Annotated in this window: 14 protein-coding genes and 1 tRNA gene; 8 read left to right on the plus strand and 7 right to left on the minus strand. The window is 63.8% G+C overall.

Translation table 11 applies throughout. The features are described from left to right. Nucleotides 1-74 precede the first annotated feature (74 nt). Both OW521_RS10520 and OW521_RS10525 read right to left on the minus strand, forming a co-directional pair. A complete protein-coding gene (locus OW521_RS10520) occupies nucleotides 75-413 on the minus strand; it encodes a DUF2516 family protein (protein WP_268025194.1) in 339 nt (112 codons plus the stop codon). Nucleotides 414-423: 10 nt separating this feature from the next. Beyond that, nucleotides 424-1,608: a trans-sulfuration enzyme family protein gene (locus OW521_RS10525; protein WP_268025196.1), complete on the minus strand. Its 1,185-nt coding sequence runs from the start codon at nucleotides 1,606-1,608 to the stop codon at nucleotides 424-426. A gap of 222 nt (nucleotides 1,609-1,830) precedes the next feature. Between OW521_RS10525 and tmk the strand changes: the two genes are divergently transcribed. The 3 genes from tmk to OW521_RS10540 are packed head-to-tail and all read left to right on the plus strand — an operon-like array spanning nucleotide 1,831 to nucleotide 5,259. Then, complete coding sequence (gene tmk / locus OW521_RS10530) at nucleotides 1,831-2,475, plus strand: dTMP kinase (protein WP_268025825.1); 645 nt, start codon at nucleotides 1,831-1,833, stop codon at nucleotides 2,473-2,475. Beyond that, nucleotides 2,472-3,620 (plus strand): DNA polymerase III subunit delta', encoded by a 1,149-nt coding sequence (locus OW521_RS10535; RefSeq protein ID WP_268025198.1) that lies wholly within the window; start codon nucleotides 2,472-2,474, stop codon nucleotides 3,618-3,620. Before tmk ends, OW521_RS10535 begins: the two co-directional genes overlap by 4 nt. 49 nt (nucleotides 3,621-3,669) lie before the next feature. After that, complete coding sequence (locus OW521_RS10540) at nucleotides 3,670-5,259, plus strand: alpha/beta hydrolase (RefSeq protein WP_268025200.1); 1,590 nt, start codon at nucleotides 3,670-3,672, stop codon at nucleotides 5,257-5,259. Between the two features lie 572 nt (nucleotides 5,260-5,831). Here OW521_RS10540 and OW521_RS10545 read toward each other — a convergent pair. After that, the gene (locus OW521_RS10545; RefSeq protein WP_268025201.1) at nucleotides 5,832-6,575 is read right to left on the minus strand and encodes an HAD family hydrolase; all 744 of its coding nucleotides are present in this window, start codon (nucleotides 6,573-6,575) and stop codon (nucleotides 5,832-5,834) included. 222 nt (nucleotides 6,576-6,797) lie between these two features. Between OW521_RS10545 and OW521_RS10550 the strand changes: the two genes are divergently transcribed. The 3 genes from OW521_RS10550 to OW521_RS10560 all read left to right on the plus strand — a co-directional run bounded on the left by OW521_RS10550 (nucleotide 6,798) and on the right by OW521_RS10560 (nucleotide 7,936). Next, nucleotides 6,798-6,870, plus strand: a tRNA-Thr gene (locus tag OW521_RS10550). 300 nt (nucleotides 6,871-7,170) lie between these two features. Next, nucleotides 7,171-7,347 (plus strand): CsbD family protein, encoded by a 177-nt coding sequence (locus OW521_RS10555; protein WP_236815163.1) that lies wholly within the window; start codon nucleotides 7,171-7,173, stop codon nucleotides 7,345-7,347. 253 nt (nucleotides 7,348-7,600) lie between these two features. Then, the gene (locus tag OW521_RS10560; protein WP_268025202.1) at nucleotides 7,601-7,936 is read left to right on the plus strand and encodes a hypothetical protein; all 336 of its coding nucleotides are present in this window, start codon (nucleotides 7,601-7,603) and stop codon (nucleotides 7,934-7,936) included. Nucleotides 7,937-8,645: 709 nt separating this feature from the next. Here the strand turns inward: OW521_RS10560 and OW521_RS10565 are convergent. Next, the gene (locus OW521_RS10565) at nucleotides 8,646-9,326 is read right to left on the minus strand and encodes a hypothetical protein (RefSeq protein ID WP_268025203.1); all 681 of its coding nucleotides are present in this window, start codon (nucleotides 9,324-9,326) and stop codon (nucleotides 8,646-8,648) included. Nucleotides 9,327-10,125: 799 nt separating this feature from the next. Here OW521_RS10565 and OW521_RS10570 point away from each other — a divergent pair. After that, complete coding sequence (locus tag OW521_RS10570) at nucleotides 10,126-10,713, plus strand: nucleotidyltransferase family protein (protein WP_268025204.1); 588 nt, start codon at nucleotides 10,126-10,128, stop codon at nucleotides 10,711-10,713. Nucleotides 10,714-10,742: 29 nt separating this feature from the next. Here the strand turns inward: OW521_RS10570 and OW521_RS10575 are convergent, their stop codons facing one another. The 3 genes from OW521_RS10575 to OW521_RS10580 form a co-directional block, all read right to left on the minus strand. Then, nucleotides 10,743-11,021: a putative quinol monooxygenase gene (locus tag OW521_RS10575; RefSeq protein ID WP_268025205.1), complete on the minus strand. Its 279-nt coding sequence runs from the start codon at nucleotides 11,019-11,021 to the stop codon at nucleotides 10,743-10,745. Nucleotides 11,022-11,147: 126 nt separating this feature from the next. After that, nucleotides 11,148-11,351, minus strand: a complete 204-nt coding sequence (locus OW521_RS24385; RefSeq protein ID WP_442781274.1) for a tautomerase family protein — start codon at nucleotides 11,349-11,351, stop codon at nucleotides 11,148-11,150. A 32-nt stretch (nucleotides 11,352-11,383) separates the two neighbouring features. Next, complete coding sequence (locus OW521_RS10580) at nucleotides 11,384-11,935, minus strand: hypothetical protein (RefSeq protein ID WP_268025206.1); 552 nt, start codon at nucleotides 11,933-11,935, stop codon at nucleotides 11,384-11,386. A 187-nt stretch (nucleotides 11,936-12,122) separates the two neighbouring features. On the opposite strand from OW521_RS10580, the gene OW521_RS10585 reads away from it, so the two are divergent. Beyond that, complete coding sequence (locus OW521_RS10585) at nucleotides 12,123-12,506, plus strand: PASTA domain-containing protein (RefSeq protein ID WP_268025208.1); 384 nt, start codon at nucleotides 12,123-12,125, stop codon at nucleotides 12,504-12,506. Nucleotides 12,507-12,559 lie beyond the last annotated feature (53 nt).

Consider the following 12,559-nt stretch of genomic DNA (forward strand, 5'->3'; position numbering starts at 1 on the left):
GGGCTTAGGGTGCCGTGGGCCCACGCCGGCAGGGTTCCCTGAGCGAGCTTGCGAGCTTAGGGTGCCGGTGGGGATCACCAGGGACCGTACGGACCCTGGTTGCGGCCGCTGTTGCCGATTTCCTTGACGGCGGGACGGACATCCGCCAAGTAGACACACGCCGCAGTCACAGCAGCGATGCCAAAGATTCCGAAACCACCCCCGCCACCGAGGACGGAGAACCCGCCGATGACCGCAGCGATGCCGGTCAGGGCCAGCCAGAAGGTCTTGGTGCGCTTCGAGGCTGCCTCGAAGGACGAGGGTTTGTGGCGCAGGCAATCCACCAGCGCCCACAGCTCCAGGGCAAAGGCAACCAGTCCCAGAATGAAGTAGATCCCACTCTGGATGTATGAAATCAAAAATTTTCCGTCCACGCCCTCCAGCCTAGCCGTCAAGCGACTTGAGCGCTTGCTCCAAATCCACCCAAAGGTCTTCGACGTTCTCGATCCCGACGCTCATCCGGACCAGATTGTCCGGCACGCTCAGGGGCTCGGCCGTGTGGCGACGCCGTCGTTCGATGAGGGACTCGACCCCGCCCAACGATGTCGCAGGGATCCACAACTGCAACGCGCGCACCAGTCGATCTGCGGCTTCGGCACCACTGCGGGTTCCGTCTCCGGCCAATTGGATGCACAGGATCGAGCCGAAGCCCTTCATCTGCGATTTGGCCCGCTCATGGCCGGGATCGTTTCGCAAGCCCGGGAAACGGATGGACTCGACACGCGGGTGGGTGCTCAGCCGCTCGGCCAACGTTGCGGCGGAGGCTTGGGAGCGCTCGATCCGCAGCGCCAGCGTGCGTAGGCCGCGGAGCGCGAGCCAGGCCTCGAAGGGACCGGCGATGCCGCCGTGGATAATGCGGTGGTGGAGGAGTTCCGCGCGCAGTGCCGGATTGGATGTCACCAAGGCGCCGAGTACGACGTCGGAGTGGCCGGCGAGGTATTTGGTCACGGAATGGAGCACGACGTCGGAGCCCAGGCTGAGGGGCTGCTGAACCAACGGCGTGGAGAAGGTGTTGTCCGTGACCACGATAGCTCCGGCTTCATGGGCAGCGGTGGCCAGGGCCCGTACGTCGGCGATGCCGAGCATCGGGTTGGTGGGGCTCTCAATCCACAGCATGCTGGCGGGCTTTCCATCCGCGGGGGCGAGCTGCGCCTTGACTGCGTCGGTGTCCGCGATGTCGACGGTCCGCAACTCAAGAATTCCCTTGGCCGCGAGTTCGGCGGCCATAACGAGGGATCCCGCGTAGCTGTGCGTCGGCATGACGAGGACTCCGCCAGCGGGCACGAGTGACAACGCGGAGCTGACCGCGGCCAGGCCCGAAGCGTAGAGCAAGCCGGGCAACCCGGCGCCTTCCAACTGCGCCAGCGCTTCCTCGAAAGGATCCCAGGTGGGGTTGGCATAGCGTCCGTATCCGCGGTCGCCGTCGCTCAGTGCCCCCGTGCCGAAATATGTGGAGGACAAGACGATGGGCGGGTTGACGGGTTGGTCATGGCTTCGTTCGGGACGGCCTGCCGCCACCACCACAGTGTCGGGGGACAGGGCTGAGGCATGTTCTCGGGAAAGACTCATTGCTTCAGCCTACGGCCGGAGGGGACCGGGTTGGAAAGCTATTACGGCCCCGCCCGCCAGGAGCTCAGGCGAGCCGAGCGACTAAGGCGCCACCGGCAAGAGCGCGTTTGCGGCAGTGTGCGTTCCGCTGGAGTGGGCTGACGCCGTCGTCGGGTTCTGTCAGTGTTCCTCTGTACGCTTAGATCCGTGAATACGCAGCGCCTTAAGCAGGACCAGAGCCCCATGGCGGACCAGCGCCCCGGGCTCTTCATCGCCTTCGAAGGCGGGGACGGGGCAGGCAAGTCAACGCAGGCCGCCCGTTTGGCCGAGGCTCTTGAGTCCCTCGGCTTTTCCGTGCTGCGCACTCGCGAGCCCGGCGGCACGCCCATCGGAGAAAAGCTGCGTTCCCTGGTGTTGGACCACGGCCACGGCACCATCGATCCCCGGACCGAGGCCCTCATCTTCGCAGCTTCCAGGGCCGCCCATGCAAGCCAAGCGATCCGACCTGCCCTGGCTGAGGGCTCGGTGGTCATCACGGACCGCTACATCGATTCCTCCGTCGCCTACCAGGGTGCCGGCCGGGACCTTGGAACCGTAGATGTCAGGCGACTCAACGAGTGGGCAACCGAAGGCCTCGAACCTGATCTGACGGTGCTCTTGGATGTCCATCCGGGCGAAGGCCGGGACCGCAGGACCGCGGGTGACGCCATCGAGGACCGGCTCGAGTCCGAACCGGATGACTTCCACGCCCGCATCCGTGCCGCGTTCCTGGAGCTGGCCGCGGCCCACCCGGAAACCTACCTTGTGCTGCCCGCCAAGGATCCCAAGGAGGACCTCGCCAATCAGATCCTCGGCCGCGTTCAGGAATTGCTCGGGAGCCGCAGGTGACCGTCTGGGACGAACTCCAAGGCCAGGCGCCCGTCGTCGCGCAATTGCGCTCGGCAGCCCAAGGCGACGGCCCCACGCACGCTTGGCTGTTCACCGGGCCCCCAGGCTCGGGACGATCCAACGCGGCCAAGGCATTCGCTGCCGCGCTGAACTGTGAGCAGGACGACGTTGCCCTCCGTGGCTGCGGCGAATGTGCATCATGCCGGACCATCCTTGGCGAGACCCACTCGGACGTGACCTTTGTCCGCACGGAGAAGGTCACCATCACCATCGAAGAAGCCCGGCAGCTGGTATCCAAGGCCGGCGACCGGCCGGCGACGGGACGCTGGCGGATCATTGTGGTGGAAGACGCTGACCGCATGGCCGAGCGCACCACCAATGTGCTACTCAAGGCCATCGAAGAACCCACACCCCGGACCATTTGGATGCTGTGCGCGCCGTCGCCCGCGGACGTGCTGGTTACCATCCGCTCGCGTTGCCGCGCGGTAAACCTCCGGCTCCCACCTGCGTCGGACGTCGCCGCACTGCTGGTGAGGCGCGACGGCGTCGACCCCGCCATCGCGGACCGGGCCGCGCGGGCAGCCCAAAGCCACATCGGAATTGCACGCCGGTTGGCCCGTGATCCTGAAGCCCGCGAGCGCCGGCTGGAGACGGTCCGTTTCCCGCTGTGCCTGCGGGGCGTCACGGCCGCCGTGATGATGGCGGAAAAGCTGGTCAAGATCGCGACCGATGAGGCCAACAGCTCCAACGACGAACGTGACGCCGCTGAGAAGATCGCCCTGCTGGCGAGCCTGGGCGCTCCGGAGTCGGGCACCCTGCCGCCGTCGATGCGAAGTCAAGTAAGGCAGCTTGAAGAAGACCAGAAACGGCGGGCCAAGCGGTCCATCACCGATTCCCTGGACCGCACCCTCACCGACCTGCTGTCCTTCTACCGGGACGTCCTGGTCATCCAGCTCGGGAACGCCGTAGAACTGGTCAACGTTGAACTCAGGACTGAACTGGAAGCTTACGCGTCTGGTTCCACCCCGGAAATCACCTTGGCCCGTATGGATGCCATCAACAAGGCGCGTGTGCGGATCACCACTACCAACGTGGCACCGCTGCTGGCCGTCGAGTCCATGGCGAGCAGCCTGATTCAGCAATAGCCGGATAGTTTAGAACTACAGCACGCTTCCCCAGCACGAGGAGTAACGCATGACGCCCGCTAGACGCCGGCCCACCGGGTCCACTTCGCGGACACGGTTCCCGTCCCCGCGGCGGGCCGCAGCGGCAATCGCGGCCACCATTTCCGCCAGCCTGCTCCTGAGCGGCTGTGTGTTCTCCGTGCCTGCTACTGGAAACGGGTCCGGCAGCGTCAGCACGCCAGACGCGTCCATCGCAGCTGCGGCGCCGGACAGGCTACGGGAGTTCTACTCCCAAGAGGTGAGTTGGACGTCCTGCGAGCAAGGATTCCAGTGCGCCAAGATCAACGTGCCGGTGGACTATGCCAAGCCTGATGCAGGCAACATCTCCATCGCCGCCATCCGGCTCCAGAGCCAGGGCGCCAAGAAAGGCTCGCTGCTGGTCAATCCCGGAGGTCCCGGGGCCTCAGGCTACGACTTCGTGCGGGACGCGGCCAAGACGCATTTCACCGACAAGCTGCGCTCCAGCTTCTCTCTGGTGGGTTTCGATCCCCGCGGAGTCAAGCGTTCTGCACCGGTGACGTGCCTCAGCGATGCCGAGCGTGATGCTTCCCGGGAGAAGGCCTACGCCTACGGCACGGACCAAGGCATCAATGCTGCCTTGGCCGATGCCAAGGCCGTCAATGCCAAGTGCGTGGAGAAGTCCGGGCCAGCCTTGGCTCACATAGACACCGTTAGCTCAGCCAAGGACATGGACATCCTCCGCGCAGTCCTGAACGACGCCAAGCTCAACTATCTCGGCTTCTCCTACGGCACCTCACTCGGCTCCACCTATGCCTCCTTGTACCCGGACAACGTCGGCAAAATGGTGCTGGATGGCGCGGTGGACCCGGCCCTGAGTAACGAGGACGTCACCGCGGGTCAGGCGGGAGCGTTTGAATCAGCGCTCCGCAGTTATGTGGCTGATTGCCAAGCAAAGTCCGGATGCCCCCTGACAGGAAGCGTCGATGACGGCGTGCGGCAGATCCGGGACCTCATGGCGGACGTCGAGCAGAATCCCAAGCGGGCCAAAGACGGCCGCCTCGTGACAGGGGCGACGTTTGCCAGCGCCATCTTCACGCCGCTCTACAGCAACGAGTCGTGGCCGGTCCTTACCCAGGCATTGGAAGCGGCGGTCCAGGGCGACGATTCGCTCATGCTTCGGATTGCCGACTTTGGCGCGGACCGGGAACCGAACGGCACCTACAGTTCAAACACCACGTTCGCGTTCAACGCCATCAACTGCCTGGACTACCCGATGGTCTCGGACACCGCGGGGATGCGCGCCGAGGAAGCCCGCCTCAAGCAGGTCTCCCCCACCTTCGGCTACTACTTCGCCTACGGCGGCATCAACTGCAAGGACTGGCCGTACAAGCCACTGCACACGCCAGCGCCGGCCAAATACACAGGCACGGCTCCGGTTGTGGTCATCGGCACTACCGGAGACCCCGCCACGCCTCTCGCCTGGGCAGCCTCGCTGCGGAAGCAACTCGGCAGCGCCTCCTTGGTGACGTGGAAGGGTGAAGGGCACACCGCCTACGGCCGCTCTAACCGCTGTGTGTCCGATGCTGTGGACAACTACTTCGTGGATGGAAAGGTACCCTCAGACGGGATCATCTGCTGAATTTGTTGGTCGGCCTGGCGGGCCGGCGGGCCGCCCGGCGGGCCGCAAAGGCCCCATGGCAAGGGCGGCAACCATACGCTCCGGTGCGGCACCACGCCGTCGCGCGGTAACCCGTTGCCGCAGACTAAATGGAGTTCGCTGGCCGGATGCAGTTGCCACAGGCCATGATGCGGCGCAGCCGAGATGCACGTGAGGACACCGCCGTGCCGATAAGCCTCAGCAAATTCCGGCGGGGCGCCGGGCAGGGCTACGACCCCTCGGTAGGGGACCACCACGGCGCCCCTCCGTCCCGCGGTCCTGAGCTGCCACGCGCCGACTCCGGCTTTGAGAAGATCCCTGCGCAGGGCCGTGCCGCCTCGAGCACGAAGGGCTGCCTTGAGATCCATGGCTCCACGATGCCTCCCGGCGGCGTACATTCGGAGCCCTGCAGTTGCCTATGTGGATAACTCCGCGCTTTCCGTCCTCCACGTCCTACCAGCTTTGCCTACAAGTCGGCTGCGCAAGTAGCGGACTGGCGGCTCGCGGGATGCGGGTGCTGGCGGAAAAGCGGTAAGTCGTTGCGGGAGCGGCCGCTAGAGGCGTGCCGCGCGGGGCTCCAGCAGCGCGGGAAGGTACTTGACTGAGGGCACGACGGCGGTGGCGCCGGCCGCTCGCAAAGCCGCCTCGGAGTGGAAGCCGGTGAGCACGCCCACCACGGCGGAGGCGCCGGAGCGCACACCGCACAACATGTCCGAACTCGTGTCCCCCACCACAACGACCTCACGGACATCATCCAGGTCAAGGGCGAGCACGGCGGTGAGGATCATGTCCGGGTACGGGCGTCCGCGGCCGGCGTCTGCGGGGCACAGGCTGAGATCGGCTTTCCCCATCCAGCCCAGCGACTCAAGCACCATGTTCTGTGTGTGCCGGCCGAAGCCTGTGGCCAGGCAGACTTTCACGCCGGAGTCCCGCATCCAATCGATGGTTTCCTCGGCTCCAGGAATTGCCCGGACGCCACCGTCGGCAATCAGATCATCATAGGCGCGCTCGAAGGCCTTGTTGGCGCTCTCGGCCCGTCCCACCTCCTCGAATAGGTGGCTGAAAACGGTCAACTTCGAAAAGCCCATGGTGTCGCGGGCATAACCGAGCATGCTTTCGAATCGTGGGGAACCGGGCTCGACGCCGGACTCCTGCAGGGCTAGGGACATCGCACGTTCCGTACGCCCGTCGTCCGTAATCGTGGTGCCCACCATGTCCAAAACAGCAAGCCGGAGCCGCTGCGCACGATGTGCCCCGGCGTCGTCCGCGTTGATCCTCTTGCTGCTGTCCATGCTCATGGCGCCCCTTCGCTGGTAGATGGCCGAAGTCATGCGGCCACGTTAGTCCGCCCAGCTTGCCCCCGGTCCACGACGACGGCCTGAACCGGGCACGACGTGCGGGTGAATTCCGCAACAACGGCGCCGAGGGGGGCCCGCCTGGGGCTGTTTTGACCCGGACGAGGTGACTCTATTACAGTTGTATCTTGCGTGAATCAGCCGGTCTCCGGACGATAGCGCGGTGCTTCCTTAGCTCAGTCGGTAGAGCGTTTCACTCGTAATGAAAAGGTCATCAGTTCGATTCTGATAGGAAGCTCTGAAAAACCCCCGCGTTCCCGCTTGTTCAGCGGGAATGCGGGGTTTTTTGGTGGTCTCTGAGAATGTCCTGGGCTGGCCCGGGCGTGTGCGGCCGAAGTCCTGTCTGTAGTTGCCAACGCCGGGGTTCCTTGACCAGCGGCGTCGCTGGAGTGACGGCAATCTGGTCGGGTCCATTGGGTGCCGGGGAGCTTGTTGGCGGTTAGACAAACGGAGCTGGACTTGAAACTCAAACCCTAAGCATGCTTAGGATGAAGTAACGGCCGTATCGATCGGCTGCCGAACCAGAGGAGGGAACACCATGGGACTAGGCGACAAGATTGAGAACGCTGCCGAGAAGGCCGGCGGCAAGGGCAAGGAAGCTGCCGGTAACGCCACGGGCGATGAAAACCTGAAGGCGGAAGGCCAGGCCGACCAAGCCAAGGGCGATTTGAAGCAGGCCGGCGAGAAGGTCAAGGACGCCTTCAAAAAGGACTGATCAAAGCCCATGACGAAGGGCGCATCTCTCATCGAGAGGTGCGCCCTTCTTTGTGCCTGGTCCCCCACCATTTTCGACCAGCGCTAACGGTTCATGGTTTTGCCCGTACGAATTGGATCGATCCTTGCCGTTTGGGCTCGAAGGCTATCGAAGCGGGTGTGCTTGCCATTCGGCAATCGGACCGTAGACTCAGCCCCTGTCAGGTCGTGGGGGAACAAGACTAGTCCGCGGTGCGACGGTGACGGTGCCAGGGATGCTGCTGGCCGTTGTCCTGGCGGCCTGCACCTATGAGGATGTCGGCGAACCAATGTTGAAGGCAACTACGCAGCACAGCAGTCCCCTCTCGCCAACTGCCCCGGCGAAGGGCCCGGAGATACTTGGCGCGGCTTGGGTGGGAATCCCGAACGCACAGGTGGTAATCTCCGCCCCAGGGTCGAAGGAGCTGTTGTCGCTCGATCTGGATTGCTCCGGCGTCTCCTCGAAGGTTGTCGAGCTGCCGGAGGGATACGTCGGCGCAGCGCTGATGCGACACGACCCGAACGGCCCTTGGACAGGGGCCGTCGCCGGAGTCAGAATTACCGCCGAATGAAAAGACGATTTTCGCGGCAAAACGGCGGAGCAGCCGAGCTCAACCGCCGGTGACGATCCTGATCACCTCCGCCCGATACAGGCCTGGCACAGTGGCTTGTGGCGATGCGGCGGTCCCCGGCACTCCTATGTCCGTCAAGTGGTCCACTACTCGGGATCGGAGGAACGTGGATCCTGGGAGTGGTGAGCGTGGCCGCCATCGTCTACTTCGCACGGCACCTCGCGCATGTGGCCCGCGCCCGCAGGACCAGGGGAAATGGCACCCGCGACTAACACGCGATAGGACTCACTGAACCAGGTTGTTGGCGGCTCGCACGTCATGGGTAAGTGCCTGCTTCGCCGACTTGGATAATCTGACCTCATAACGAGGGTTCATGCTCCGTGCTCGGTCGTGCGCATGTCCGCCTTGACCTCGTCGATGGTGAAGGTTTCTCCGCCAGCCAATTCCCTCAGCCCCTTGCCCCAATATCCTTGACCAACTTCGCGTCGGACAATACCGCCACCATTTCGATCATGGCGTCGTAACCGTCGGCGCCCGGGAGGACCGCGGCACGTGTACCGTTCCCTGCTCCACGATCCGCGAAAAATGCGATCGAGCCTCTCCTACCGGAAGCGTTCTCATTTACATAATTCTCGCGTATTGAGGTCCGATCACTTTGGCAGGTGCCCGCGGTGTTGGCCCCGGGTTCAACCGCTGGGGTGTCGCGCTCCTATGGCGCGACCGCCAGGGCATACGTCGAGTTGATGGTTTGGCCGTTGAGTGTCCCGGTGAAATTCAGGGTGTGGGTGCCAGGAAGCACGTCGGGGATCATGGCATAGTAGCCGGCATCGGCTCCGGGTTCGTAGACTCCGGCGAAGGTCGGGTCACCGAAGATATTGTCACTGGGCAGAGTGACCTTGAAGATCGGCGATTCTTCGTATTTCACGACACCTGGGCCGACGGCTGTTCCGTCGAAGGTGACCGTCAGGTTGCTTGCCCCGTTTTGGACGCCGGCCTGCGCGACAACGCCTCGGACGAACGCCGGGGTCTTGTGGGCGGACTGAAGCTCGATGTCGAAGGTGTTAGCGAGTGGGAAGAACAGGTTGGTATGGGCCGGGACGGTGCAGTTGCGGGTAACGCTTCCACCGGTGTTGAAGAGCCCGGCGAGGAACCAAGTGGGGCCGGACTGTTGATTTGCGCACTGGGAACCGTTCGTGTCCAGCAGCGGGTTCGACGACGCGGGCTGACTCAGCACCCAGACCCACCACTTCGCCGCCAAGGGGCTGTACGAATTGGCCACCGACGGCGCCGCGGCTCCCGCGGGTGCTGCAACGGGCAAGGCCGAGGCCGCCAGTGGTGCTGCCAACAACAGCATGGAGGTACTGACGAACGCGAAGATTGCCTTTTTCATATCCGATCCTTCGTTCTGCCGGAGCGCGGAGACGACTCCGGCCCGTGCATTCTGCTCCCTGGAAGGGAGTATCCAGGCCGCGGCATCAGGGCCGGGCTCCGATTTTCTGGAATGTTCATTCACGGTTGACCCACCATCCGGAACGGATGCTGGGGCTGAACTTTCGGGACAACGCCCAGACTGCGGCGTGACAAGATGCCCCCGAGTTCCCAGCCGGTCTCCCGGCACAGCGGTGCGAGCCTAACCGGGCTGGAGCTGTGCGCCCAAGAGTGGCGGCTACCTGTCTCCCCGGCTAACTACTCACATGGACACCACGAACCGCCCCGTCTTCGCCCAGACGGCTTCATCCCCCATGGCCTGCTGCCAACTCTTGGGTGAATCGCCAAGGGCTCGGTAGTTCGCCCAGACAGCGGTGCTCGGCCACACTTAGAGGCTGTGAGGAGGGCATATCAAGATCCCATCGTCGATGCAGGAAACCGAGACACCCACCTGCTCGACATACCACTCCCTACTGGAACAGTATGGGTTCGAAGCGAATCGTGACGCGAAACTCCCAAGAACTTATATAGGGTGACCTGGGCGCGGCCATCACTGCCGCGCTGACGGCCGAAGGTTTCTCCGCCGAGGCAGAAGCCATCGTTCGGTCCCTGCGCGCCGGCGGTCCGTCGGGCGAACTGACCATCTGAGCTTCTGGCGGGGCGCATCGCCAAGGAGCGTTTATTGCCCGACGGCGTCCGGCGGCAGAGGAAACACCCTGACTCGTTCAGACCACCCTGAAAGACTGGGGCAAAATGAGCTGGTGACTTCCGATGATGCGCGACTCTTTCTGAGCTACATCCAAAGGAATCCGGTCAACCTGCGGATCCTTCAGCTGGCGCCGCGCCTGGGTGTTGGGGACTGGTGGCTGACTGCGGGTGCGCTGTTCCAGACCGTCTGGAACGTGCTGGACGGCAGGGACCCGGGCGCCGGCATCCGGGACTACGATCTGTTCTATTTTGACGAGGACACCTCCCACGAGGCGGAAGACGCGGTCATCCGTCGGGCGGCACACCTGTTCAAAGACCTCGATGCGGAGGTCGAAGTCCGCAACGAAGCCCGCGTGCATCTTTGGTATGAAGAGCATTTCGGTGTGCCCGCGGAACCGTTCACCAGCACGACCGACGCGATAGACCACTTCGCAGCGAAGACCTGCTGCTTCGCCGTCACGGCAGACGACAACGGCAGCCTCACAGCGTATGCGCCGCACGGTTACGATGACCTCTTCGGGCGCAAGGTCGTACCGAACCCTGTCCTTGCGCCCAAGGACGTATATCTGACCAAAACCAAACGGTGGAGCGGGGAATGGCCCTCGCTGGTAGTCCAACCGTGGCCCGCGGTCACGGATTAGGAAGGCAGCGTGTCTCCCGTGCGCGAGCGTCAGAGCCCATCGATCGCGTAGCGGCGCTCGATCCCGGCTGTGGCGCGACCCCACTCGCTACTCGCGACCCGGTCTTGATGAGCTTTGAACGCCGCGGCATCGCGGAACCGTTCATCAACCTGCCACACCAATGGGCTCTCGGTACGGCTCACACAGAAGGAGATACAGCCGGGTTCGGCGCGCGTCAGCGCAACATGGGAGGCGAGATGCCGGACGACGGCCGCAACCTCGTCAATGTCGCCGCACACGAGTTGTCCGCTGAGATGAACGCCAGTCATCGACCCATCTTCCCGCATCATGTGCGGCGTCTACAGCAAAACATCTTTCCCCACGCCAGACCGGCCGCCGATGAAAAGAACCTCACTATGCACATTCACCCTTGGGTACTCAGAATCGCGCGGAGGTCAGACCGCTTCGTCCTGCCCTGAATCAGCGAGAGTCACTCCAGCCACCGACCAATTCTCCCGTGGCACTTCTTGGAGAACGACGCGGATGGTATCCGGCCGGATCCCCATCACTTCGGAGTAGGTCGCGGTAAGGGCCGCCAACAGCTCTCGTTTCTTCTCAGTCGACGCCGGCGAAGCATTCAAAACCTTAATCAGGGGCATCCGACGATTGTGCCACAGCGGCACTTCCGTTCTCAGCCCTCGACGATGGACATCGGCATTCCGCCCCCGTGCTCGGAAGGGTTGATGCTGTCGAGCTGCCAGCCGTCCGCAGATGACCGGAACGTTGCGGTCTGCGGCAACGAATAGCCGGACGGGACGCTGCTCGGCCCATTCGCCGTCGTGAAAAGGTATTCCTCGGTCAGTTCCTTGAAGCGGACAACGGCTTTCGAACCGGTCACCTCAACAGACTCCACCGTCACCTTCGTCGTAAACGACGTGTACCAGAAGCCTACTGACTTGAATCTGGCCTTGGACGCGGCCACCACCGCGAGGTCCCGCTCGCGCTTGGCCAGGTAGGCCGCCGTCGTCTGCCGATCGGAGAGGCTCGGAGCCGGCGGATTGTCTAGGACAGTGCCGTTGCGATCCCCGACGGCTGTCTGGACGATGGCGGCGAGCTCGGACGACGACGGGCTGGGCACCGGTGAGGTCGATCCCGCCGGGAGCGGCCCGACTGCCGCCTGGCACGCAGAAAGGGCGAACCCGAGCAGCACGGCGACTGCGGCCAAAGTGCGCGGATGCTTCATCCTGGTCCCCCTTGCTGTGGATGTCCTCACAGCCTCTACCGCAGACCACCCCCAGTCAACCGTATTCCGCCCACGATGCGCTATCCGTTCCGGCCCGGGCGACAGACAATTCGCGGCCCGCGGTGCAGGCAGCACCCTTGAGCGCTTCGAGGACGAGACGGACAATACCGGCAGGAGGTTAAACGCCATGTCTGACATGCTCAACGACGACCAGCGGGCCGCGGACTTCGTCCTTGTCCCTGATGTTGTCGGGGAACGTTTCCTCAAAGCGCGGGAGATAGCACAGGCCGCCGGCCTGACCCTTGCGAATCCAGACCCGGATGGACCACCAATCAGTGCGCTCGCGTGGCGCCGCAACACGACCATTCAGGCTCAGTTTCCTGACCCTGGGAGCGTGTTGTACCGGTACGATTCCCTCCGGGTTTGGTTGCGATCGGATCTGGAGCCGGATGTGGCCCGCAAGCTCGACAGCCCGCCACCCTCCGTTGACTCGGCTCATGCAACTCCCGACGACCCGCCTCGATTAGTCGAACTCACCGGCGAGGAACCCACCGGCGAAGCGGCCGAGTAAGAAGCTCCTCAATGGGGATCGGGGCCAGGTCCGGCATGACCGGCCTGACGGCG

The sequence above is a fragment of the Arthrobacter sp. MMS18-M83 genome, from assembly GCF_026683955.1.
GTDB lineage: Bacteria > Actinomycetota > Actinomycetes > Actinomycetales > Micrococcaceae > Arthrobacter.

What these genes read in the sequence shown, in the direction of transcription:
- OW521_RS10540 (WP_268025200.1), top strand. Translation starts at nt 3,670, where the DNA reads ATGACGCCCGCTAGACGCCGGCCCACCGGGTCCACTTCGCGGACACGG.
- OW521_RS10545 (WP_268025201.1), bottom strand. Translation starts at nt 6,575, where the DNA reads ATGAGCATGGACAGCAGCAAGAGGATCAACGCGGACGACGCCGGGGCA.
- OW521_RS10565 (WP_268025203.1), bottom strand. Translation starts at nt 9,326, where the DNA reads ATGAAAAAGGCAATCTTCGCGTTCGTCAGTACCTCCATGCTGTTGTTG.
- OW521_RS24385 (WP_442781274.1), bottom strand. Translation starts at nt 11,351, where the DNA reads ATGCCCCTGATTAAGGTTTTGAATGCTTCGCCGGCGTCGACTGAGAAG.
- OW521_RS10525 (WP_268025196.1), bottom strand. Translation starts at nt 1,608, where the DNA reads ATGAGTCTTTCCCGAGAACATGCCTCAGCCCTGTCCCCCGACACTGTG.
- OW521_RS10560 (WP_268025202.1), top strand. Translation starts at nt 7,601, where the DNA reads ATGCTGCTGGCCGTTGTCCTGGCGGCCTGCACCTATGAGGATGTCGGC.
- OW521_RS10580 (WP_268025206.1), bottom strand. Translation starts at nt 11,935, where the DNA reads ATGAAGCATCCGCGCACTTTGGCCGCAGTCGCCGTGCTGCTCGGGTTC.
- tmk (WP_268025825.1), top strand. Translation starts at nt 1,831, where the DNA reads ATGGCGGACCAGCGCCCCGGGCTCTTCATCGCCTTCGAAGGCGGGGAC.
- OW521_RS10575 (WP_268025205.1), bottom strand. Translation starts at nt 11,021, where the DNA reads ATGACTGGCGTTCATCTCAGCGGACAACTCGTGTGCGGCGACATTGAC.
- OW521_RS10585 (WP_268025208.1), top strand. Translation starts at nt 12,123, where the DNA reads ATGTCTGACATGCTCAACGACGACCAGCGGGCCGCGGACTTCGTCCTT.
- OW521_RS10555 (WP_236815163.1), top strand. Translation starts at nt 7,171, where the DNA reads ATGGGACTAGGCGACAAGATTGAGAACGCTGCCGAGAAGGCCGGCGGC.